Consider the following 21,608-nt stretch of genomic DNA (forward strand, 5'->3'; position numbering starts at 1 on the left):
CCTCCTGTTGTCTGCTACGTCAATCTAGTGCCCATGACCTCCGCCCCCGCACCTCGCCCAGCACTCGACCCGGACCGCCTCGCCGCGCCCCGCGGCTGGTGGGTCGAGATCACGGAGTCGTCGCCGTCCACCAACGCGGTCGTCGCCGACCGGGCCCGGTCCGGCGAGGACGAGGGGCTGGTCGTCGTCACCGAGCACCAGACCGCGGGGCGTGGCCGGCTCGACCGCGTCTGGCAGACCCCCGCCCGCAGCTCGCTCACCTTCTCGGTGCTCCTGCGCCCCTCGGTGCCGACGCAGGACTGGCCGTGGCTGCCGCTGCTCACTGGCTACGCCGTGCAGGCCGCGCTCGCCGACCGGCTGCCGGAGATCGCGCTCAAGTGGCCCAACGACGTGCTGGTCGAGGAGCGCAAGGTCGCCGGCATCCTGGTGGAGCGGGTCGACACACCCGCGGGACCGGCCGCCGTCGTCGGCATCGGGATCAACGTGTCCCAGACCCTCGACGAGCTGCCCGTCGCGCTCGCCACCTCCGTCGAGCTCGAGACCGGCGAGGCCGTCGACCGCACCGGCCTGCTCGGCCAGGTGCTCGGCTCGCTGCACGGCCTCCAGGGGCTGCTCGACGATCCGGAGTCGCTGCGCACGGCGTACGTCGACGTGTGCTCGACCCTCGGACGCGTGGTCGACGTCCACCTGCCCGGAGGCGCGGACGGCCAGCAGGTCCGCCGTGGCGAGGCGCTGGACATCGACGCCCGCGGTGCCCTGGTGGTCAGCTCGGATGACGGGACGCTCACCGTCGGAGCCGGCGATGTCGTTCACGTGCGAGCCCAGCAGTGACATGATCGGCGCGTGGCCTTCCCGACCAAGCTCCTGAACGACGGTGAGCACGTCGTCGTCTCGACTCGCACGCACCCCAAGGCGCTGATCGGCCCCGCGGCCATCCTGGTCGTCGTCGTGGCCGCCGTGATCACCGCCGCGACCCTCACCGACTCCACCGTGCTCGGCGTGGTCGTCGGCATCGTGGCCGCCGTGGTGGTCGTGTGGTGGGTGCTGCGGCCGTTCATCGACTGGCTGACCACGACCTACACCTTCACCAACCGGCGCTTCATCAAGCGGTCGGGGCTGATCGCGAAGGAGGGGCGGACCATCCCGCTCAACCGGATCAGCGGCGTCGACTTCGAGATCGGCGTGATCGACCGGATCTTCGGCTGCGGCACCCTGATCGTGTCCGACGCGAGCACCAACGGTCGCGTGCTGCTCGACGACATCCCGCAGGTGGAGCAGGTGCAGCTCAAGGTCGCCGAGGAGCTGCACACGCTCTCGGGCCGCGACCGGGCCGACGATGGCACGTGAGCCCCGCGGCTCCCACGAGAAGCGCGCGCCCGGCGACGGGGACGAGCTCTCGGTCCCCGAGCGCCTCGACCTGGCGGTCATGGGCCAGCGCCCGACGCTGAACGCCGCCGAGGTCGCGGCCGAGACCGGCATCACCATCGACCAGGCCCGCCGGCTCTGGCGCGCGCTCGGCTTCCCCGAGATGGGCAGCGAGCGGGCCTTCACCGAGGCCGACGTGCAGGCCGTGTCGGCCGTGATGTCGATCGTCGACTCCGGCACGCTCGACTTCGACATGGCGGTCAACCTGACCCGCGGCGCCGGACAGACCCTCGCCCGGCTCGCCGACTGGGAGGTCTCGACGCTGGCCCTGCGCGTCGAGGAGATCGAGTCCGGCGACGAGGCGACGGGCTCGCGCGTCAGCTCGGCCCTGCGCCTCATCGAGGAGCTCACCGAGCCGTTCGAGCTGACCCTGGTCTACGCCTGGCGGCGCCACCTCGCCGCCGCGGTCGCCCGGATGGAGGCGATGGGCGCCGTGCACGACGACCTGCACACCGTCGACGTCACCGTCGGGTTCGCCGACCTCGTCTCCTTCACCGCGCTGTCCAACCAGCTCGACCGCCAGCAGATCGGCGACCTGGTCGAGAAGTTCGAGACCCGCTGCCAGGACGTGGTCTCGGTGCACCACGGCCGGATCATCAAGAGCCTCGGCGACTCGGTGCTCTTCGTCCTCAACGACGCCGTCCAGGGCATCGAGGTGGCCGAGGGGATCATCCAGGTCATCGGCCGTGACCCGCGGATGCCCGACGTGCGCGTCGGGCTGGCGTCCGGCCCGGTGGTGCCGAGGCTCGGCGACATCTTCGGTCCGCCGGTCAACCTGGCGGCCCGGCTGACCGCCGTGGCGCGTCGCAACCGGCTGATCATCGACCAGGCGACGGCCGACCTGCTGCCCGAGGACGAGTTCGAGTCGCGCCGGCTGCCCGCCCGTCCGGTGCGCGGTTTCGGCCTGGTCGAGCCCGTCGCCGTACGCCGCCGCTGACCCGCCGCGGACCCGCCGCCGACCCGACGCCGACGCGTCCGCTGAGCGTGTGGCGGTCTGGACCACGGGTCCGACTTTCGGCGAACCACCGCCAGGTGGCCCCCGGAATTCCTATCTTGGCCGCGTGCTGTCCATTCAGGATGTCCTGCTGGACCCGCACGCGCGCAGGGTGTGGCGGGGGGATCGGGAGATCAGGCTCTCGCGCAAGGAGTTCGACCTCCTCCATCTGCTCATGCGGCGTGTGGGCGACGTGGTGACCCGCTCCGAGCTGATGCGCGACGTCTGGAACACCACGTTCTGGTCGTCCTCCAAGACCATCGACGTCCACCTGGGGTGGCTGCGGCGCAAGCTGGGCGACGACCCGCGCGAGCCCACGTTGATCACCACCGTGCGCGGGGTCGGCCTGCGCTTCGAGCACGGCGGGGCCGCCCTGGAGTCCACCAGCTAGGTCGCCGCACGCAGGCCCTGCCATAGGGTGCTCTGCGTGTCCGAGCGTGCCCCCACCCTTGCCGTGATCGGTGGCGGCCAGCTCGCCCGGATGATGGCGCAGCCCGCGATCGCCCTCGGCCTGCCGCTGCGGCTGCTCGCCGAGGCGCCCGGTGTCTCCGCGGCGCAGGTCATCGTCGACCAGGTCGTCGGCGACTACACCGACCTCGAGACGCTGCGCGCCGTGACGGCCGGCTGCCCCGTCGTCACGTTCGACCACGAGCACGTCCCGACCGAGCACCTGCACGCGCTGGAGGCCGACGGGATCGCCGTACGCCCCGGGCCGGACGCGCTCGTGCACGCCCAGGACAAGGCGGTGATGCGGGCCCGGCTCGCCGAGCTCGGCGTCCCGTGCCCCCGCAACGCCGTCGTCGCCACCACCGCCGACGTCGAGGCGTTCGGGCTGCCGTGCGTCCTCAAGACCACCCGTGGCGGCTACGACGGCAAGGGCGTCTGGGTCGTGCGCGACCTCGCCGAGGCGACGCCGGCCTTCGAGGCGGCCGCGGCGACCGGCGTGCAGATCCTGGCCGAGGAGCTCGTCGACTTCCGCCGCGAGCTGTCGGCGCTCGTCGCGCGCTCCCCGAGCGGCCAGGCCGCGGCGTACCCCGTCGTCGCCTCCACCCAGCTCGACGGGATCTGCCACGAGGTGATCGCCCCGGCGCCGGACCTGTCGCCCGCGCTGGCCGGCGAGGCGCAGCAGGTCGCGCTGCGCGTGGCCGGTGCGCTCGACGTCACGGGCATCCTCGCCGTCGAGCTCTTCGAGACCGCCGACGGCCGGATCCTGGTCAACGAGCTGGCGATGCGCCCCCACAACACCGGCCACTGGTCCCAGGACGGCGCCGTGACGTCCCAGTTCGAGAATCATCTGCGCGCCGTCATGGACCTCCCGCTGGGTTCGCCCGCCCCGCGTGCTCGCTGGACGGTGATGGTCAACATCCTGGGCGGACCCACCGACACCGGCCGGCTCTACGACGGGTTCCCGCACGCGATGGCGCGCGACCCGCACCTGCGCGTGCACCTCTACGGCAAGGACCTGCGTCCGGGTCGCAAGGTGGGACACGTCAACGCGTACGGCGACGACCTCGACGACTGCCTCGAGCGCGCGCGGCACGCCGCCGCGTGGTTCCGCGGAGACCTAGGAGAGACCAGTGAGTGAAGCACCCCGCGTCGGCATCGTGATGGGCTCCGACTCCGACTGGCCGGTGATGCAGGCCGCCTCCGACGTGCTCGACGAGTTCGGCGTCGCCTGGGAGGCCGACGTGCAGTCCGCGCACCGGATGCCGCAGGAGATGCTCGACTACGGCAAGCAGGCCCACGGTCGCGGGCTCAAGGTGCTCATCGCCGGTGCGGGCGGCGCGGCCGCACTGCCCGGCATGCTCGCCTCGGTCACCCCGCTGCCGGTCATCGGCGTGCCCGTGCCGCTGAAGTACCTCGACGGCCTCGACTCGCTCATGTCGATCGTGCAGATGCCCGCCGGCATCCCGGTCGCGACCGTGGCGATCGGCAACGCGCGCAACGCGGGCATCCTCGCCGCCCGGATCCTGGCGACGTCCGACGACGCGCTCCAGCAGCGGCTCGTCGAGTTCGAGGCCTCGCTGGTGGAGACCGCGCGGTCCAAGGGCCAGGTCGTCCGCGACGCCTCGCGCAGGACGGGCCGCACCGGCTTCTGACAGGCTTGCTCCCATGACGACCAAGTGGGCAGTGGCAGGCACCGGATCGATCGCGGAGACCTTCGCGGAGGACTTCGTCCACGTCGAGGACGCCGAGATCGTCGCCATCGGCTCGCGCTCGACCGAGCGGGCCGGCGAGTTCGGCGCGCGCTTCGGCGGCGCGCAGGGCTACACCTACGACGACCTGATGGGCGCCCCCGTCGACGTCGTCTACATCGCGACCCCGCACCCGCAGCACCACGCCCTGGCCAGGGCCGCGATCGAGGCCGGCAAGGCGGTGCTGGTCGAGAAGTCCTTCACCGCCTCCCTCGCCGACACGCGCGACGTGGTCGACCTGGCCCGCGAGCGGGGCGTGTTCTGCATGGAGGCGATGTGGACCCGCTTCCAACCCGCGGTGGTCGAGGCCAAGCGGATCGTGGACTCAGGCGAGCTCGGTGACCTCGTCGCGGTCCAGGCCGACCTCGGGGCCTTCCGCACCTACGACCCCGCTTCGCGGCTGTTCGCGCCCGAGCTCGGCGGCGGCGCCGTGCTCGACCTCGGGGTCTACGTCGTCTCGATCGCCCAGCAGTTCCTCGGCACCCCGGACGCGGTGACGGCGACCGGCACCCGCTACCCCAACGGTGTCGACGCCAGCGCGATGATCCACCTGGCGTACGACGACGGGCGGGCCGCCTCGCTCGCCTGCGCGCTCACCACCGAGACCCCGGGCCGGGCGGTCATCTGGGGGACGAAGGGCTCCATCGAGCTGGGCCCGCGCTTCCACCACCCGCACCACCTCGTCGTACGCCGCAACGGAGCCGGCGAGGAGACGATCGAGCTCCCTCCGGGCTGCCACGGCCTGGCCCTCGAGGCGGCCGAGGTCAACCGGTGCCTCGCGGCCGGTCTCACGGAGTCGCCCACCATGCCGCTCGCCGACACCGTCGACGTGCAGCGGGTGATGGAGGAGACGCTCGCGCAGATCAGTCGGTGACGCGCCCGCGCATCGCCTTGAGGTGACCGCGCTCCTTCTTCGCCTTGAGGCGACGCTCGCGTGAGCCCCGGCTCGGCTTCGTCGGCCGGCGCGGCGGGGGCGGTGGGGCGAGCGCCGTACGCAACAGGTCGGCGAGGCGTTCGCGCGCGGCCGCCCGGTTGCGGAGCTGGGATCGGTGCTCGGAGGCCGCCACCGCGATCACGCCGCCCGGCCACCGGCGCAGGACGCGACGGCGCTGCTCCTCGGTCAGCGCGCGGGTCGTGCGCAGGTCGAGCTCGAGCTCGACGCGGGAGTCGCTGGTGTTGACCGACTGACCACCCGGACCGGGGGAGCGGGAGAAGCGCTCGACCAGGTCGGCGTCGGCCACGACGAGCCCCTCCGGGATGCCGGGACCGGGCGGGACCCGCAACGGGGCGGGGCTCACCGGCCCTGCTTGCGCCACTCGATCGCGGGGCAGGTGTCCATCACCATCGGCACGCCGGCGGCGACGGTCCGCTCGAACGCGGCCTCGTCGACCACCCCGAGCTGGAACCACACCGCCTTCGCCCCCACGGCCACGGCCTGGTCGGCGAACTCGCCGGCGTCCTCCGAGCGACGGAAGACGTCGACCACGTCGATCGGGAAGGGCACGTCCGCGAGGGATGCGTAGCCCTGCTCGCCGTGCACGACCTCCGCGCTCGGGTGGATCGGCACGATCCGCTTGCCCCGTGACTGGAGCAGCTGGGCGATCGACCAGGCCGTGCGGGACGGGTTGTCCGACAGGCCCACGACCGCCCACGTCTCGAGCTCGTCGAGCATCAGGGCGACGGCCTCCGGGTCCTGCCAGCTGGTCGACATGGCCTCACGGTAGCCGGGGCCGAGGCGCGGTGTTGCAGTTGGGACTCGTGTGCTTGAGTGTGACGGTCCGCACGATCACCAGGAGGAACACAGATGCTCCACACCTCGTCCCGTCGGCTCGGTGCCGCGGTAGCCGCCACCGCGCTCAGCGCCGGCGCCCTCGTCACCCTCGCCACTCCGGCCGCGAACGCCGGCGTCGCAACGAATGCGTACAACTGTGTCAACGCCCTGGCCGGCACGGTCCCGGTCGGTGTCGCCACCGACGTCACCCTGCCGCCCACGGCGCCCGCAGGCTTCGACGTCCCGGCCGACCTGCTGGACGTGAAGAACAAGGTCACGATCCCCAACCAGGCCAAGGCGCTCTTCACCCAGTTCGGCGTGACGAACCTGGACATGACCGACTACAAGCTCACCCTCGGCGACGGCAGGGTCGGCGCCGGGTCCCTGGTGGTCGCCCCGACGGCCTTCGTCGACAACGGCAACGGCACGTCGACCGCCGACATCAACGGCAAGAACGCTGCCTTCACGACCCCCGCTGCGGACACCTATGTCGTGAGCGCCCCCGTGGACTTCAAGCTGATCGCGACCCTGGCCAACGGAAGCACGGCCGAGTTCGTGTGCACCAACGCGGCAGCGCCCACCTCGGTGGGATCCGTGACGGTCCAGGCCAACCCCGCGACCGTGACCGCCAAGACCAAGGCGACGATCAAGTCCGGCAAGGACGCCAAGGTCAAGGTCAAGGTCACGGCCGACAACGAGGACCCGACCGGCAAGGTCGTGGCGATGATCGGCAAGAAGAAGGTCGGCAAGGGCACGCTGGCCGACAACGGCAAGGTCACCATCACCGTGAAGGCCAAGAAGCTGAAGGCCGGCAAGAACAAGATCAAGCTCGCCTACGCCGGTGACGGCTTCACCGCCGCAGGCAAGGCCAAGGTCGTCGTGAAGGTCACCAAGTGACCCGATCGCGCTGACCTCGCGTCACGCACCACCGCACCGGCCGGCACCCCGCACAGGGGCGCCGGCCGGTCGCCGTTCCGGGTCGCGCGTCAGGACGCGGGGTACGGCGCCGTGCGCAACGCCGCCGCGAGGTGCGCCGCGTTCGCGGCCGCCGTCGCGATCGTCTCGCGGGTCTTCTCGGGAGCCTCGTCGAGGTCCTGGTAGTCGGTCGAGCCCATCGCCTCGCCCACCCAGTAGGCGCTCGCGCTGGCGGCGACGGTGAACCCGACGTCGTTGAGGGCCTGGAAGCACTCGGCCGCGACGTGGTGAGCCCCGTCCTCGTTGCCGACGACGCCGACCAGCGCGACCTTGTCGCTCATCGAGGGCCGACCTGTCTCGTCGGTCTCCGACAGCTCGGCGTCGAGCCGCTCGAGCACCATCTTGGTCACCGACGGCGGCTGTCCCATCCAGATCGGGGTCGCCAGCACGACGATGTCGGCCGCGACGATCCGCTCGCGGATCGCGGGCCACCCGTCGCCGTCGCCCTCGTCGGTCGACACCCCGAACCGCACGTCGTGGTCGACCACGCGCACCACCTCGCCGCTGATGTCGTGGTCGCCGAGCGCGTCGAGCAGCTGGTGCCCGATCAGCTCGGAGCTCGAACGGGCGGGGGACTTCTTCAGCGTGCAGACCAGGACGACTGCGGTGAGCCCTGCCATGGTGGTTCCTCTCGTCGACGACATGTCCTCGTCGCCGTACCCCCGACGTCCGGGCGCATGTGCCGCGAACGACGGGGTACGGCGCAGCCATGACCCACTCCATGGCTCCCCTCGAGGGCGTTCCGACGGTCAGCACGGGGGAGGAGCTCAGCGAGCTGCTCCGCACCCAGCACGTCGAGCTCCGCAAGATGCTGTGCCGCCTGCCGCTGCTCCACCACGCGGCCCGGGAGGACGTGTTCCTCGTGACCCGCCGGCTGCTGGCCGTGCACCTCCAGCTCGAGTCCGTCCTGCTGCTCCCGCGGCTCGGCACGATGCCGGAGCACTTCCGCTTCGACCGCGAGGTGGAGGCCGCCGAGGCGCAGGGCATGGAGTCGATCGACTTCGACGCCGCCCAGGCACGCGTGGGGGTCGCCTTCCTGCGCCACGTCGGCCTCGAGGAGGCGCTGCCCCTGACGGGTCCGCTGACGGAGCGTGAACGGGACGTGGTCGCCGAGGCCCTGCGTCTGTGGGACGGCAGCGGTGACGTCTACCTCGGCGGGACCTGGGTCGAGATGGTGGCCGCGGTCACCGAACAGCTCGCCGACGAGGGCTGAGGGAGCAGGGTCAGCGACCCCACCCGGGATGGTGCCCCGTGCTGTGGCGCCAGGCGGCCCGGTGCCCGCGCGCCCACGGGCGCTTGAGGACGACGACCAGCAGGATCAGCCACACGAACCACGGCACGTGGGCCACCGCCATGAGCACGATGGCCGCCACGGCGATCATCCAGACCGGGAAGCGGACGTCCCGCGACCGGTTCACCGCCACCGGCGGCGCAGGCCGCGGCGTCGAGACGAGCGGCATGTCCCAGAACACCTGGTCCAGGTCGGCGTGCGTGCGGGCCGACCAGATCGCGTCCAGCCGCTCGTCGTACTCCTCGTGGTCGAGGCGGCCGGCGGCGAAGTGGTCGCCGAGCCGGGCGGCGGCGACGTCGCGTTCGGCGTCGCCGATCCGGGGCTCCATCACAGGTCCTGCTCGTCGAGGTCGTCGTCGCGATCGGTCGGGGCTGCTCCGTCCGCGAGGATGCCGTAGAGCGCGCGGCGGGTGTCGACGAGCACGCCGACCGCGGCCTTGCGCTGCGCGTCCGAGCCCTGGGTGACGATCTGCCACACGGCGCTCATCATCTGCCCGATCTCCGACTTGAGGTCGCCCGAGGTGCCGCTCGTGGCGCGCTGGGACGCACGCTCGAACGGAGCCCAGACCGCGTCCAGGTCGGCGGTGTGCGACTCGACGTACGCCACGCCCTCGCCCGTGAGCTGGAGCGTCTTGCGGCCGCGCTCGTCGTCCGACTCGACCAGACCCTCGTCCTGGAGCTGCTGGATGGTGGGGTAGACCGAGCCGGGGCTCGGGCGCCAGGCGCCGTCGCTGCGCTCGGCGATCTGCTGGATCACCTGGTAGCCGTTGATCGGCTCCTCGCGGCGTGCGGCCTCGGCGATCACCGAGAGGATGGCCAGGCGTACGTCGCCGCGCTTCGCCCGGGGGCCGGGACCGCTCGACGTGGCGCCCGGGGCGCCCCAGCCGAGGAGGCCCTGGACCCATGGCGGCGGACCGCCGTGACCGCCCGCGCCGTGGCGTCGGCGCTGGCCGCCGTCCCAGCCTTGCCACGAGCTGGCGTGCTGCTGGAAGCGCTGCTCCCACGGAGTGTTCGTTCCCATGATCGTCTCCCTTGTGACGTCTGTCGTCGAGATATCGACAACCTATTGCGATATATCGCGATAGTAGCCACGACTGTCGGGCCGGTTCAAGGGCGGACGGGAGGAGATCGGTCAGAAGATCCGGGGCAGCTCGGAGGCGCGGCCCGTGAACGAGGGCGTGCGCTTCTCACGGAACGCGGCGACGCCCTCCCGCCCGTCGCCGACGGAGGTGTGGAACATCGCCAGCGAGTCGGCGATGTGCGCCTCGAGCGGGTGCGGGGCGGCCGACCCGGCGTAGACCAGCTGCTTGGCCAGCGCGAGCGCGACGGGCGAACGGTCGACGACGAAGGAACGGGCCAGCTCGAGCGCGGCTGCGACCAGGTCGTCGGGCTCGTGGACGGAGCGGACCAGTCGACCGGCCAGCGCCTGGTCGGCCGTGAGGATCTCGGCGGAGTAGATCCACTCCAGGGCCTGCTGGGTGCCGACGATGCGCGGCAGGAACCAGGTCGAGCACGCCTCCGGCACGATCCCGAGCCGGCCGAACACGAAACCGATGCGCGCCCGGGTCGAGGCCAGGCGCAGGTCCATCGCGAGCGTCATGGTCGCGCCGATGCCGACCGCGGCGCCGTTGACGGCAGCGATGACCGGCTTGGGGCAGGCGTGGATCGCCAGCGCCACCTTGCCGCCGGTGTCACGCACGCCGGAGAGGTAGGGCTCCTCGGTGAGGTGCTCGCGCAGCTCGGCGGGCGTGGGTTCCAGCGACTCGTCGAGACCGAACACGTTGCCCTCGGCCGACAGGTCCATCCCGGCGCAGAACGCCTTCCCCGCCCCGGTGACCACGATCGCGCGGATCGCGTCGTCGTCGGCGGCCGCGAGGAAGAACGCCTCGAGCTCGCGGGCCATCGTGACGGTGAACGAGTTCAGCGCGTCCGGGCGCGACAGCGTCAGCAGGGTGACGCCGTCGTCGTCGGTCTCGACGGCCAGGGTCTCGAAGGTCAGCATCTCGGAGGTCACTGCTTCGCTCGCCCGGTCGGCGTGCACAGGGCCGGGGCGACCTGCTCGTCCTCGATGATCGCCTGGAACACCGCCGGGGACCGGTCGGGATCGGCGACCAGCCGGTTGGGATCGCTGGGCGCCGGCAGGTTGGGCATCGTGCACGTGCGGCTGTCGCCCGTCATCGCGAACGCGAAGCGCCCGAGCGAGACGGGACCCATCTCCTCGTCGATGCGGATCGCGTCGGCCGACGCCGTGGTCAGCCGCCAGTAGCGGAGCGGGTTGATGATCGTCCAGGGCGACTTGGCCTTCGAGCCGAGGGCGCCGATGACCTCGCCCTGGCGACCCACGCGGTCGAGGTCGCTGAGCGCGCTGACGTAGCGGGACCGCGAGTAGGCCAGGGCGGTCTCGCCGTCGACGTCCTGGCAGCCCTTCTCGATGTCGAGGCGCGCCTTCTCGTCCTTCATGTCCGTCTTCGGGCAGATCTCGATGCCACCGAGGGCGTCGACGGTGTTGATGACGCTGCCGAATCCCAGCTCGACGTAGTGGTCGATGTGGATGCCGGTCAGCTTCTCCACGCTGGCGACGAGCAGCGGCGCCTTGCCGAGGGCGAACGCGGCGTTGATCATCTGCTCGCCGTGGCCGGGGACCTCGGCCAGGGTGTCGCGCGGGATCGACATCCGCGTGTCGGGGCCCGAGCCGGTGTGCAGGATGATGATCGTGTCGGTGTTGGTGCCACCGCGGGGGCCGGTGCCCAGCGCCTTCTGCTGCTCCGCGGTGAGGTCGTCGGCCTTGTCCGAGCCCACGATCAGGTAGTTGGTGCCCGGCTGGTCGGCCGGCCGGTCGCCATCGGGGACGGCATCGACCTTGTCGATCTTGGACCAGGCCCAGATGGGTACGGCGACGAGGAAGACCAGCCACGCCAGCAGCACCAGCTTCACGACCCCGAAGCCGACACGCGGGCGCCGCCGTTGGCGGGGCGGCTTCGGCGGCTTGGACGGCTTGGTCGGCTTGGACGCGGGTGCCGGGGCCGCCGTACCCGAACCGCGGCCGGGCGGACGACTCGACGGCCCGTCCTGACGCGGCTGCGTCGGCATCACGCGGGTCTCGTCGGGCGAGGCGGACGGCCGGGGTTGCTTCGGCACCATCCGCGTCGCGTCGTCGGGACGCGCCGAGCCGCGGGAGCCGTACAGCCAGTCGTATTCGGGGGTGCCCTCCTCGGGACCACCCTTCCCGGGGGGAGGTTGAGCCATGGCGGTGACGCTACCGTGCGGACATGAGTGAACCGCTCACCGAGCGTCCGGTGTCCTTCTCGCGGGTGTCCCTGGCGTTCGTGGCCGGCACGGCGCACGCGAACATCCTCGGCAACGTCCACGGTGGCGAGATCATGAAGCTCGCGGACTCGACGGCGGGGGCCGTGGCGTTCCGCCACAGCGACGGCCCCGCGGTCACCGCCGCGATGGACGAGATGACCTTCCTGCTGCCGGTGCACGTCGGCGACATCGTCAAGACCTACTCCCAGGTCAACTGGGCGGGCCGCTCCTCGATGGAGATCGGGGTGCGGGTCGAGGCCCAGCCCTTCGGCAACGCCACCGACGACCCGGTGCACGTCGCCAGCGCCTACTTCGTGTTCGTCGCGATCGACGAGTCGGGTGCGTCCCGGCCCGTCCCCGGCCTCGTCACCGAGACCACGACGGAGCAGCGCCGGCAGCGCGAGGCGGAGATCCGCCGGGCCCACCGCCTCGCCCGCAAGATGGAGATCGACCAGGGCCGCGACCTGTGACGGACTGGACGCACGCCCGGTCCGAGCGGCTCCGGCTCGACCGGCCCGTCGCGGGTGACCTGGCCGACCTGCACCGCATCCATGCCGACCCCGACAGCTGGACGCACTTCCCGCAAGGCCGCCATGTCGACCTGGCCCGCACCCAGCAGACCCTCGACCGCAGCGACGTCGAGTGGGGCCGCGGCCTCGGCTACTGGTGCGCCCGCGAGTCGGACGGCGGCCCGGTGGTCGGGATGGCCGGCTGCGCCGTCGTCGACGACGCGCCGTGGTGGAACCTCTACTACCGCTTCGACTCCTCCGTCCGCGGACGCGGCTACGCACTCGAGGCCGCGCTCCGCGCCCTGGACGCGGCCCACGACGTCGACCCCGACCGGCCGGTGATGGCCTACCTCCTCGAGGTCAACGTCGCCTCGCGGCGTACGGCGGAGAAGGCCGGGATGTCGCTGGTGTGGAGCGGGCCGGACGCCGGCAACGACGACCCCGACGCGGTCCGGCTGGTCTACCTCGACCGCGAGCCCGACGACGCGATCCGCACCGCCCTCGACGATCGCTTCCGGGTGGACCCGACAGTCTGACGACTGCGGCGCGTCGCACCCGCGTGTGACGGGTGTGACTGGTGATACTGGGCCTGCTGACTTCCCCCAGCAGAGAGGCACCCGATGCCGCCCGCATCTTCCCCCGGGTCGCAGGTTTCCCGGTTCACGACCCTGGACCGCGCGCAACGCGTCCGCTTCCGCCGCGCCGTCGCGCTGATGGTGATGACCCTGGCCGTCCCCGGCTCGGCGCAGCTGGTCGCCGGCAACCGTCGGGTCGGCCGGATCGCGATGCGCACCTGGATGGGGCTCGGCGTCGCGCTGCTGCTCTCGGTGGTCGTCTCCTACTTCTCGCACGGCTTCGCGTTCTGGGCGGTCTCCAACACCTGGCTGCTGGGCCTCGCCCGCTTGGTGCTGATGGCCCTGGCGGTCGGCTGGGCGCTGCTGTTCATGGACGCGTGGCGGCTCGGGCAGCCGCTCGAGCTGCAGCGCCAGCACCGCCTCGCCGTCGTGGGCGTCAACGGCTTCCTCTGCTTCTCCGTCGCCGGGGCGCTGCTCTTCGGCGCGCACATGGTCGGCGTGCAGCGCCAGTTCATGATCACCATGTTCGGCGACGGTCCGGTGGTCGGTGCCCACGACGGACGCTTCAACATGCTCCTGCTCGGCGGCGACTCCGGCGCCGGGCGCTGGGGCCTGCGCCCCGACTCCCTCACAGTGGCCAGCATCGACGCCCGCACCGGGAAGACCGTGCTGATCGGGCTGCCCCGCAACATGTCCAACTTCCCGTTCGCCGAGGGCTCGGTGATGGCCGAGCAGTTCCCCGACGGGTTCGACTGCGACGAGTGCTACCTCAACGGCGTCAGCACCTGGGCCGGCGACCACACCGACCTGTTCAAGGGCTCGAAGACCCCCGGCGTCGACGCGACCGTCAGCGCCGTCGAGGGCGTGACCGGCCTGAAGATCAACTACTGGGCGATGGTCAACCTCGCCGGCTTCCGCAACCTCGTCGACGCCGTCGGCGGGGTCACGCTCACCGTGCGCGAGCGCATCCCGGTCGGGCTCCCGTACGACGACTTCTACCGCTTCATCGAGCCCGGCACCCGCAAGCTCGACGGCATGGACACGCTGTGGTTCGCCCGGGCCCGCGACGGCTCCGACGACTACTCGCGGATGGCGCGCCAGAAGTGCGTCATGAACGCCATGCTGCAGCAGATCAGCCCGCAGGACGCGCTGCGCAACTTCTCCAAGATCGCCGCGGCGTCCTCCGAGATGATCTCGACCAACGTGCCCAAGGGGGAGGTCGACACCTTCCTCGACCTGGCCATCAAGGCCAAGTCGCAGAAGATCGGCACGGTCAGCCTGGTGCCGCCGAAGATCGTCACCGCCGACCCCGACATCAACCTCGTGCACTCGATGGTCGCCGCGGCGATCGACCGCGCCGAGGGCGTCAAGCCGGCGCCCGCCACGACGGAGGCCGCGCCCGCCACGAGCGAGGCGGGCGACCAGACGAGCGACGAGACTGCTGCTGGCACGACCTCGCCCAGCACCCCGGGTCCGACGACCACTCCCGCTCCGGTCACCGGCGGCTCGGTGGGCTCGCTGAAGGACGGGTACGCCGCCAACCAGGCCGACGACCTGGGATCGGTCTGCTGACGCGGCAGCCCCTAGGGTGTAGCGCGTGGCTCACGGTCTGGATCGACGCACGGTTGCCGTGGTCGTCACCTTCAACCGACTGGCCCTCCTGCAGCGCCTGGTCGCGCGGCTCGGCGAGGTCGAGGGCCTCGACGAGGTCCTGGTCGTCGACAACGCGTCGACCGACGGCACCGGGGCCTGGCTCGCCGGGACCACGACGACCGGTGAGGTCCCGGTGCTGGCGCGCACCCTCGACCACAACAAGGGCGGCGCCGGCGGGTTCCACGACGGGCTGGGTTGGGCGATCGACCGCGACGCCGACCTGGTCTGGCTGATGGACGACGACGGCTTGCCCGAGCCCGGTTGCCTGATGACCCTGCTCGACCACGACTTCGACTTCTGGGGCCCGCTGGTCGTCGACGAGGACCACCCCGCCGATCTCGTGTTCCCGGTCCGCCCGCCCCGGACGGCCTCCGCGCTCCGCACCGTCGAGCAGGCCCGGGCCAAGGCGCGCGGGGGAGTGCTGGCCGACATCGTCATCCCGTTCAACGGGGTGCTCGTCACCCGCGAGCTCGTCGACCGGATCGGCCTGCCGCGCGAGGAGTTCTTCATCTGGGGAGACGACGTGGAGTACCTCTGGCGGGCCGTCGAGGCCGGCGCCCGGGTCGCCACGATCACCGACGCCGTCGTCGCCCACCCCAGCGTCGGCGAGCTCGGCACGCCGATGGCGTTCGGCCGCACGACGTACAACCACAGCCCCAGCGACCTCAAGCACTACTGCATGGCGCGCAACAACCTGGTCAACCTGCGCGACTACCGCGGTCCGCTGCACGCGATGGCGTTCGTGCTGAAGACGATCTGGTTCTACACCTTCACCCGCCCGAGCCTGGCGCGGCTGCGCCTGAGTGCGAGCGCCATGAAGGACGGGCTGGCGGGGGACTACGACGGACACGAGAGGTTCCTGCGATGAGAACCGAGACAGTGGCGGTCGTCATCGTCACCCTCAACCGGGCCGAGCTGCTGACGCGGATGCTCGACGGGCTCGCGGCCCAGACCCGCCGGCCCGACGCGATCATCGTGGTCGACAACGCCAGCACCGACCACACCCGCGAGGTGCTCGACGCCCGCACCGACCTTCCGCTCCACGTCACCACGACCGAGCGCAACGTCGGTGGCGCCGGCGGCTTCCACATCGGGATGCGGGCGGCGTACGACGGCGGGTGGGACCGCATCTGGCTCGTCGACGACGACGTGGTGCCCGACCCCGACTGCCTCGCCGTGATGATGGGCACCGACGAGGCCTGCCTGATGGTGGTGCGCGACGACCTCGAGGGGCACCTGGTCGAGAAGGCCGCGCTCAGGTTCGACCTCACCAACCCGCTGGCGATCCGCCCCAAGACGGCGAGCGTCGACTCGACGTACGCCACCCGGGCCGACCTGCCCGAGCGGGTCGAGGTCGAGAACGTCGCCTTCGAGGGCTTCATGGTGCGCCGCGAGGTCGTCACCACGGTCGGCTTCCCCGACCCGGAGTTCTTCATCTTCTACGACGACGTCGACTTCGCGATCCGCGCCCGCCGCGCCGGCTTCCACATCTGGGCGCTGCGCGACGCCCGGCTCGTGCGTCAGCTCGACTTCAACCAGCAGCACGACCTGGCCGGTTGGAAGGGCTTCTACATGTTCCGCAACCTGTTCGTCGTGCACTTCCGGTACGGCGAGAACGTGCTCGTGCGCCTCAAGCCGTTCCTGATCGCCCTCGTCGTCGTGCTGCTCAGCCCCGTGCGCGGCGGTCGGGGCGAGGCGGCCAACGTGATCCGCGCCATCCGGTCGGCGCGGGGCATGCGCCGCCTTTCCGGATCTGCCGCACCCCCTCGCTAGACTCGCTGGGCCTGACTTTCGGGCACGTCCACACCTCAGGAGTCCTCCCCTTGTCGAACCCCGACCTCGTCGTCGTCGGATCCGGCTTCTTCGGCCTCACCATCGCCGAACGCTGTGCATCCGAGCTCGGCCTCAACGTCCTCGTCCTCGAGCGTCGCTACCACCTCGGTGGCAACGCCTACAGCGAGATCGACGAGGAGACCGGGATCGAGGTGCACAAGTACGGCACCCACCTCTTCCACACCTCCAACAAGCGGGTCTGGGACTACGTGCGGAGGTTCACCGACTTCACGAGCTACCAGCACCGGGTCTTCGGCAAGTACCAGGGCCAGGTCTACTCGCTGCCGATGAACCTGGGCCTGATCAACCAGTTCTTCGGCAAGGCCCACACCCCCGACGAGGCGCGCGAGCTGATCGCCGAGCAGTCCAGCGAGATCGCCACCGCGGACGCCACCAACCTCGAGGAGAAGGCGATCAGCCTGATCGGGCGCCCCCTCTACGAGGCGTTCATCAAGGGCTACACCGCCAAGCAGTGGCAGACCGACCCCACCGAGCTGAGCGCCGACATCATCACGCGCCTCCCGGTCCGCTACACCTACGACAACCGCTACTTCAACGACACCTACGAGGGCCTCCCGGTCGACGGCTACACGGCGTGGCTGACCCGGATGGCCGAGCACCCCAACATCGAGGTGCGCGTCGACACCGACTGGTTCGACGTGCAGGACGAGTTCAAGGGCAAGGTCCCGGTCGTCTACACGGGCCCGGTCGACGAGTACTTCGGCAACTGCGAGGGCCGCCTGTCGTGGCGCACCGTCGACCTCGAGCAGGAGACGGTCGACGTCGACGACTACCAGGGCACCGGCGTCGTCAACGCCAACGACCAGGACGTGCCGTGGACGCGCGTGCTCGAGTTCAAGCACCTCCACCCCGAGCGCACCTACCTGCCCGGCAAGTCGATCGTGGTGCACGAGTACAGCCGGTTCGCCGAGGACGACGACGAGCCCTACTACCCGATCAACACCGCCGAGGACCGCGCCAAGCTGCTGAAGTACCGCGACCTCGCCAAGAAGGAGCCGATGGTCCTCTTCGGGGGCCGTCTCGGCACGTACAAGTACCTCGACATGCACATGGCCATCGGGTCGGCCCTGTCGATGTTCGACAACAAGCTCAAGCCGCACTTCTCCGACGGAGCGCCGCTGACGAGCGGAGGAGTGGACGAATGACCACGAGCCCCACGACCACGCGACTGCTGCAGCGGCAGGTCCTGCCGATCGACGGCGACACCGACGTCTTCCGGCTGTACGTCGACCCGGAGGCCGCGGTCCTCGACGCCGACAAGTACGAGGTCGGCTCGAGCCGCGCGGCCCAGAACATCAACAGCGCCCAGATGCGCCAGTCGACCTCGACCGGCGTCAGTATCCACCCCGACCAGATCCTCGACCGCGAGGCGCTCGCGCTGCCCGCGGAGGCGCGGATCTCGTTCGGCTCCTACTTCAACGCGTTCCCCGCGTCGTACTGGCGCCGCTACACCATCGTCACCGACGTCACCCTGACGCTGCGGATCGAGGGTGCCGGCGCGACCGTGACGGTCTACCGCTCGATGGCCAACGGCCGCTCGCAGCGCGTCGAGACCGTCACCACCGGTGACGACACCGACTCGACGTTCACCTTCGACCTGCCGCTCAAGCCCTTCGTGGACGGCGGCTGGTACTGGTACGACGTCGTGGCCGGCGAGCAGGACGTCGTGGTCCGCTCGGCGGAGTGGACCGCCGAGGTGCCCGAGGACCGGGCCGCCCACGGCACCGTCGACCTGTGCATCACCACCATGAACCGCCCCGACTTCGTGGCCAAGCTGCTCGGCCAGCTCGGGTCCACGCCGGAGCTGCGTCCCTACCTCGACGAGGTCATGGTGATGGAGCAGGGCACCCAGCTGATGTCGGACTCCGAGTTCTACCCCGCCGCCGCCGAGGCGCTGGGGGACAAGCTGCGCGTGATCGTCCAGGGCAACCTCGGCGGGTCGGGTGGCTACGCGCGCGGGCAGCTCGAGTCGGTCCGCAAGGGCACCGCGACCTACGCGATGATGATGGACGACGACGTCATCTGCGAGCCCGAGGGCATCATCCGCTCGGTCACCTTCGGCGACCTCGCCCGCCGCCCCACGATCGTGGGCGGTCACATGTTCTCCATCTACGCGCGCACCCGCCTGCACAGCTTCGGCGAAGTCATCACGCCGTGGCGCTTCTGGTGGCTCTCGGCCCCGGGCGTGTTCCAGGACTGGGACTTCAGCGCGCGCAACCTGCGCTCGACCCGCTGGCTGCACAAGCGCATCGACGTCGACTTCAACGGCTGGTTCATGTGCCTGATCCCGCGCCAGGTCCTCGACGAGATCGGCCTCAGCCTGCCGCTGTTCCTCAAGTGGGACGACTCCGAGTTCGGCCTGCGCGCCAAGGCCGCCGGCTACCCGACGGTCTCGCTGCCCGGTGCCGCCGTGTGGCACATCCCGTGGACCGACAAGAACGACGCCCTCGACTGGCAGGCCTACTTCCACCAGCGCAACCGCTTCGTGGCGGCGCTCCTGCACTCCGCCTACGAGCGGGGCGGCCGGATGGTGCGCGAGAGCCTCAACCACCAGATCGCCCACCTGGTGTCGATGCAGTACTCCACCGTCGAGCTGCGGCTGATGGCGATGGAGGACGTGCTCAACGGCCCCTACGGTCTGCACGAGCTGCTCGCCGGCAAGCTGGCCGAGGTCAACGCGTTCCGCAAGCAGTTCAGCGACGCGCAGCTCCAGGCCGACCCGGACAGCTTCCCCGCCGTACGCCGCCACAAGCCGCCGCGCAAGGGCAAGGACGACTCCGGGGTGCCCGGCCGCGCCGCCCTGCTGGTCCGGGCGGCCACGATGCCGCTGCGCCAGCTCAGGTCGGTGCGGCCCACGTCGAAGAGCAACCCCGAGGCGGAGATCCCGGCCATGGACGCCAAGTGGTACCGCATCGCGCGCTACGACTCGGCCGTCGTCTCGATGCCCGACGGCACCTCGGCCGCGCTCTACGAGCGCGACCCCGAGAAGTTCCGCGACCTGATGAAGCGCACGCTGGAGATCCACGCGCGCTTCCAGCGCGAGTGGCCGCGGCTCGCTGCGGAGTATCGCGCCGCGCTCGGCGACATCACCTCGCCCGAGGCGTGGGACAAGACCTTCGAGCCCTGGACGAGCGGCCAGACCAGCGAGCAGACGAGCGCTGAGGCGAGCGACCGGTCATGACCACCATCCCCAGCCCCGCGCCGATCAGGCGTCGCAGCACGCCCGAGGAGCTCGAGGCGCTGCCGTTGCTGCCGCCGTCCGCGACCGGGCTGGCGGAGGTGGTGCGCCGGCGCTACCTGCTCAAGATGCTGGTGCGCAACGCCATCCAGTCGCGCTACCAGGGCACGGCGCTGGGCTGGATGTGGAGCTACCTGCAGCCCGCGATCCGCTTCTGCCTGTTCTACTTCCTGTTCCAGGTGATGATCGGGCGCGGCGCCGGCATGGAGAACTTCGCCGTGCACCTGTTCGCCGGGATGGTGATGGTGCACTTCTTCACCGAGACCTTCAACGGCGGCACGATGGCGCTGGTGCAGAACCGCTCGCTCATCACCAAGCTGGCCGTGCCCCGCGAGATGTTCCCGGTCTCGCGGATGCTGGTGGCGGCCTGGCACACCGTGCCGATGGTCGCGATCCTCGTGTTCGTGTGCGTGCTGCTCGGCTGGACGCCCGACCCGGCCGGCCTCGTGGCGATCGTGCTCGGCTTCGCCATCACGGCGCTCTTCGGGCTCGCGCTCGGGCTCGTGTTCAGCGTCGCCAACGTCTACATGCGCGACTTCGGCAAGGTGGCCCAGACGCTCACCCAGTTCGTGAACTTCAGCGTGCCGATGATGTATCCCTACACGCTGGTCCACGAGCGTTTCGGCGAGCCCATCGCGTCCTACTACCTCGTCAACCCGATGGCCGAGGCCGTGCTGCTGATCCAGCGGGGCTTCTGGACCGGCACGACGAGCGACCCCGCCTACACCGCGGGCATCCACCTGCCCGAGGACCTCTACACCCGCGGCCTGGTCATGACGCTGATCGCCCTGGTGTGCGTGGTCCTCGCCCAGCGGCTGTTCTCCCGCCTCGAGGCGCGGGTGCCGGAGCGCCTCTGATGACGACCATGATCAAGGTGGACAACGCCACCAAGTCCTTCACGCTGTCCTACCACCGCTCGCTCAAGCAGCTCGCGCTGGCCAAGGCCCGCGGCCGCAAGACCCACGACGTGTTCAACGCCGTCGACGACGTCACCTTCTCCGTCAAGGAGGGGGAGGCCATCGGGCTGATGGGCCTCAACGGCTCGGGCAAGTCCACGCTGCTCAAGCTCGTCAGCGGCGTCATGCGCCCCGACTCGGGCTCGGTCCTCACCCGCGGCCGCATCGCCGGCCTGATCGCGACCGGTGCCGGGTTCGACCCGCAGCTCACCGGTCGCGACAACCTGTTCCTCAACGCCGCGATCCTGGGCATGTCCCGCGCCGAGACGCTGCGCAAGTTCGACGAGATCGTCGACTTCGCCGACCTCGACAAGTTCCTCGACACCGAGGTCGCCTACTACTCCTCCGGGATGAAGGCCCGCCTCGGCTTCGCGGTCGCCATCAACGTCGACGCCGACATCTTCATCGCCGACGAGGCGCTGGCGGTGGGGGACCGGCCCTTCAAGCGCAAGTGCAAGAAGCGCATGGACGAGATCGTGCAGTCCGGCGTGACGATGTTCTACGTCTCGCACGCGCCCGGCGCCGTACGCAACCTCTGCAGCCGCCTCCTCGTCCTCGAGAAGGGCCGCCTTGCCTTCGACGGCGACGTCGACGAGGGCATTGCCTACCTGCAGTACGACGACGATGACGACGACGAGGTCAAGGGCCGCGGCAAGTACACCTCGGACGACGGGCTCGGCGCCGACATCTAGCCGAGTCGGCGTGAACGCGGTGCCGAGTCGGCGTGAACGCTGTGCCGAGTCGGCGTGAACGCGGTGCCGAGTCGGCGTGAACGCGGTGCCGAGTCGGCGTGAACGCGGTGCCGAGTCGGCGTGAACGCGGTTGTCCACAGGTCGCGCGTGACCGGGTAGTAGTCGCGCCCGGCGG

The 21,608-nt window shown here is 70.8% G+C and carries 25 protein-coding genes; 18 read left to right on the forward strand and 7 right to left on the reverse strand.

What is annotated here, in order from left to right:
* The first annotated feature begins 33 nt into the window (after positions 1–33).
* The 7 genes from C7S10_RS07740 to C7S10_RS07770 all read left to right on the forward strand — a co-directional run bounded on the left by C7S10_RS07740 (position 34) and on the right by C7S10_RS07770 (position 5,488).
* A complete protein-coding gene (locus tag C7S10_RS07740) occupies positions 34–831 on the forward strand; it encodes a biotin--[acetyl-CoA-carboxylase] ligase (protein WP_108343809.1) in 798 nt (265 codons plus the stop codon).
* A 12-nt stretch (positions 832–843) separates the two neighbouring features.
* Positions 844–1,347: a PH domain-containing protein gene (locus C7S10_RS07745; RefSeq protein ID WP_108343810.1), complete on the forward strand. Its 504-nt coding sequence runs from the start codon at positions 844–846 to the stop codon at positions 1,345–1,347.
* On the forward strand, positions 1,337–2,362 hold the full coding sequence (locus C7S10_RS07750; protein ID WP_108343811.1) for an adenylate/guanylate cyclase domain-containing protein: 1,026 nt from the start codon (positions 1,337–1,339) through the stop codon (positions 2,360–2,362). The genes C7S10_RS07745 and C7S10_RS07750 overlap by 11 nt, the downstream gene beginning before the upstream one ends.
* 124 nt (positions 2,363–2,486) lie before the next feature.
* Positions 2,487–2,810: a winged helix-turn-helix domain-containing protein gene (locus tag C7S10_RS07755; RefSeq protein WP_108343812.1), complete on the forward strand. Its 324-nt coding sequence runs from the start codon at positions 2,487–2,489 to the stop codon at positions 2,808–2,810.
* Between the two features lie 36 nt (positions 2,811–2,846).
* The gene (locus C7S10_RS07760) at positions 2,847–4,004 is read left to right on the forward strand and encodes a 5-(carboxyamino)imidazole ribonucleotide synthase (RefSeq protein ID WP_108344045.1); all 1,158 of its coding nucleotides are present in this window, start codon (positions 2,847–2,849) and stop codon (positions 4,002–4,004) included.
* On the forward strand, positions 3,997–4,518 hold the full coding sequence (purE, locus tag C7S10_RS07765; RefSeq protein ID WP_279303160.1) for a 5-(carboxyamino)imidazole ribonucleotide mutase: 522 nt from the start codon (positions 3,997–3,999) through the stop codon (positions 4,516–4,518). Before C7S10_RS07760 ends, purE begins: the two co-directional genes overlap by 8 nt.
* Before the next feature lie 13 nt (positions 4,519–4,531).
* A complete protein-coding gene (locus C7S10_RS07770) occupies positions 4,532–5,488 on the forward strand; it encodes a Gfo/Idh/MocA family protein (RefSeq protein ID WP_108343814.1) in 957 nt (318 codons plus the stop codon).
* Here C7S10_RS07770 and arfB read toward each other — a convergent pair.
* Positions 5,478–5,912 (reverse strand): alternative ribosome rescue aminoacyl-tRNA hydrolase ArfB, encoded by a 435-nt coding sequence (arfB, locus tag C7S10_RS07775; RefSeq protein ID WP_243395258.1) that lies wholly within the window; start codon positions 5,910–5,912, stop codon positions 5,478–5,480. The two genes, C7S10_RS07770 and arfB, sit on opposite strands and share 11 nt — an antisense overlap.
* Positions 5,909–6,325 (reverse strand): CoA-binding protein, encoded by a 417-nt coding sequence (locus tag C7S10_RS07780; RefSeq protein ID WP_108343816.1) that lies wholly within the window; start codon positions 6,323–6,325, stop codon positions 5,909–5,911. The genes arfB and C7S10_RS07780 overlap by 4 nt, the downstream gene beginning before the upstream one ends.
* Before the next feature lie 93 nt (positions 6,326–6,418).
* On the opposite strand from C7S10_RS07780, the gene C7S10_RS07785 reads away from it, so the two are divergent.
* Positions 6,419–7,282 (forward strand): Ig-like domain repeat protein, encoded by an 864-nt coding sequence (locus C7S10_RS07785; protein ID WP_108343817.1) that lies wholly within the window; start codon positions 6,419–6,421, stop codon positions 7,280–7,282.
* 89 nt (positions 7,283–7,371) lie between these two features.
* Here the strand turns inward: C7S10_RS07785 and C7S10_RS07790 are convergent, their stop codons facing one another.
* On the reverse strand, positions 7,372–7,980 hold the full coding sequence (locus C7S10_RS07790; protein WP_108343818.1) for a flavodoxin family protein: 609 nt from the start codon (positions 7,978–7,980) through the stop codon (positions 7,372–7,374).
* Positions 7,981–8,069: 89 nt separating this feature from the next.
* Here C7S10_RS07790 and C7S10_RS07795 point away from each other — a divergent pair, with 89 nt between their 5' ends.
* Positions 8,070–8,573: a hypothetical protein gene (locus C7S10_RS07795; RefSeq protein WP_108343819.1), complete on the forward strand. Its 504-nt coding sequence runs from the start codon at positions 8,070–8,072 to the stop codon at positions 8,571–8,573.
* A gap of 10 nt (positions 8,574–8,583) precedes the next feature.
* Here C7S10_RS07795 and C7S10_RS07800 read toward each other — a convergent pair whose 3' ends face one another.
* The 4 genes from C7S10_RS07800 to C7S10_RS07815 all read right to left on the reverse strand — a co-directional run bounded on the left by C7S10_RS07800 (position 8,584) and on the right by C7S10_RS07815 (position 11,896).
* Positions 8,584–8,979 (reverse strand): DUF1707 SHOCT-like domain-containing protein, encoded by a 396-nt coding sequence (locus C7S10_RS07800; protein WP_108343820.1) that lies wholly within the window; start codon positions 8,977–8,979, stop codon positions 8,584–8,586.
* On the reverse strand, positions 8,979–9,671 hold the full coding sequence (locus tag C7S10_RS07805) for a PadR family transcriptional regulator (RefSeq protein WP_108343821.1): 693 nt from the start codon (positions 9,669–9,671) through the stop codon (positions 8,979–8,981). The genes C7S10_RS07800 and C7S10_RS07805 overlap by 1 nt, the downstream gene beginning before the upstream one ends.
* A 111-nt stretch (positions 9,672–9,782) precedes the next feature.
* Positions 9,783–10,664 (reverse strand): crotonase/enoyl-CoA hydratase family protein, encoded by an 882-nt coding sequence (locus tag C7S10_RS07810; protein WP_243395259.1) that lies wholly within the window; start codon positions 10,662–10,664, stop codon positions 9,783–9,785.
* Positions 10,661–11,896, reverse strand: coding sequence for an LCP family protein (locus tag C7S10_RS07815; protein WP_108343822.1), 1,236 nt, complete (start codon positions 11,894–11,896; stop codon positions 10,661–10,663). The genes C7S10_RS07810 and C7S10_RS07815 overlap by 4 nt, the downstream gene beginning before the upstream one ends.
* A gap of 23 nt (positions 11,897–11,919) precedes the next feature.
* Between C7S10_RS07815 and C7S10_RS07820 the strand changes: the two genes are divergently transcribed.
* The 9 genes from C7S10_RS07820 (at position 11,920) to C7S10_RS07860 (ending at position 21,433) form a co-directional block, all read left to right on the forward strand.
* Positions 11,920–12,426, forward strand: a complete 507-nt coding sequence (locus C7S10_RS07820; RefSeq protein ID WP_108343823.1) for an acyl-CoA thioesterase — start codon at positions 11,920–11,922, stop codon at positions 12,424–12,426.
* The gene (locus C7S10_RS07825) at positions 12,423–13,001 is read left to right on the forward strand and encodes a GNAT family N-acetyltransferase (RefSeq protein ID WP_108343824.1); all 579 of its coding nucleotides are present in this window, start codon (positions 12,423–12,425) and stop codon (positions 12,999–13,001) included. Before C7S10_RS07820 ends, C7S10_RS07825 begins: the two co-directional genes overlap by 4 nt.
* A gap of 84 nt (positions 13,002–13,085) precedes the next feature.
* A complete protein-coding gene (locus C7S10_RS07830) occupies positions 13,086–14,612 on the forward strand; it encodes an LCP family protein (protein ID WP_108343825.1) in 1,527 nt (508 codons plus the stop codon).
* Positions 14,613–14,637: 25 nt separating this feature from the next.
* Positions 14,638–15,561, forward strand: a complete 924-nt coding sequence (locus tag C7S10_RS07835) for a glycosyltransferase family 2 protein (RefSeq protein ID WP_243395260.1) — start codon at positions 14,638–14,640, stop codon at positions 15,559–15,561.
* The gene (locus tag C7S10_RS07840; RefSeq protein ID WP_108343826.1) at positions 15,558–16,466 is read left to right on the forward strand and encodes a glycosyltransferase; all 909 of its coding nucleotides are present in this window, start codon (positions 15,558–15,560) and stop codon (positions 16,464–16,466) included. Before C7S10_RS07835 ends, C7S10_RS07840 begins: the two co-directional genes overlap by 4 nt.
* A gap of 50 nt (positions 16,467–16,516) precedes the next feature.
* A complete protein-coding gene (gene glf, locus C7S10_RS07845; protein ID WP_207769282.1) occupies positions 16,517–17,692 on the forward strand; it encodes a UDP-galactopyranose mutase in 1,176 nt (391 codons plus the stop codon).
* Positions 17,689–19,728, forward strand: a complete 2,040-nt coding sequence (locus C7S10_RS07850) for a glycosyltransferase (RefSeq protein WP_108343827.1) — start codon at positions 17,689–17,691, stop codon at positions 19,726–19,728. Before glf ends, C7S10_RS07850 begins: the two co-directional genes overlap by 4 nt.
* A complete protein-coding gene (locus tag C7S10_RS07855; protein WP_108343828.1) occupies positions 19,725–20,642 on the forward strand; it encodes an ABC transporter permease in 918 nt (305 codons plus the stop codon). The genes C7S10_RS07850 and C7S10_RS07855 overlap by 4 nt, the downstream gene beginning before the upstream one ends.
* Positions 20,642–21,433: an ABC transporter ATP-binding protein gene (locus C7S10_RS07860; protein ID WP_108343829.1), complete on the forward strand. Its 792-nt coding sequence runs from the start codon at positions 20,642–20,644 to the stop codon at positions 21,431–21,433. The genes C7S10_RS07855 and C7S10_RS07860 overlap by 1 nt, the downstream gene beginning before the upstream one ends.
* Positions 21,434–21,608 lie beyond the last annotated feature (175 nt).

Origin of the sequence: Nocardioides currus (genome assembly GCF_003057875.1) — a bacterium.
In the GTDB taxonomy this organism is placed as follows: Bacteria; Actinomycetota; Actinomycetes; order Propionibacteriales; family Nocardioidaceae; genus Nocardioides; species Nocardioides currus.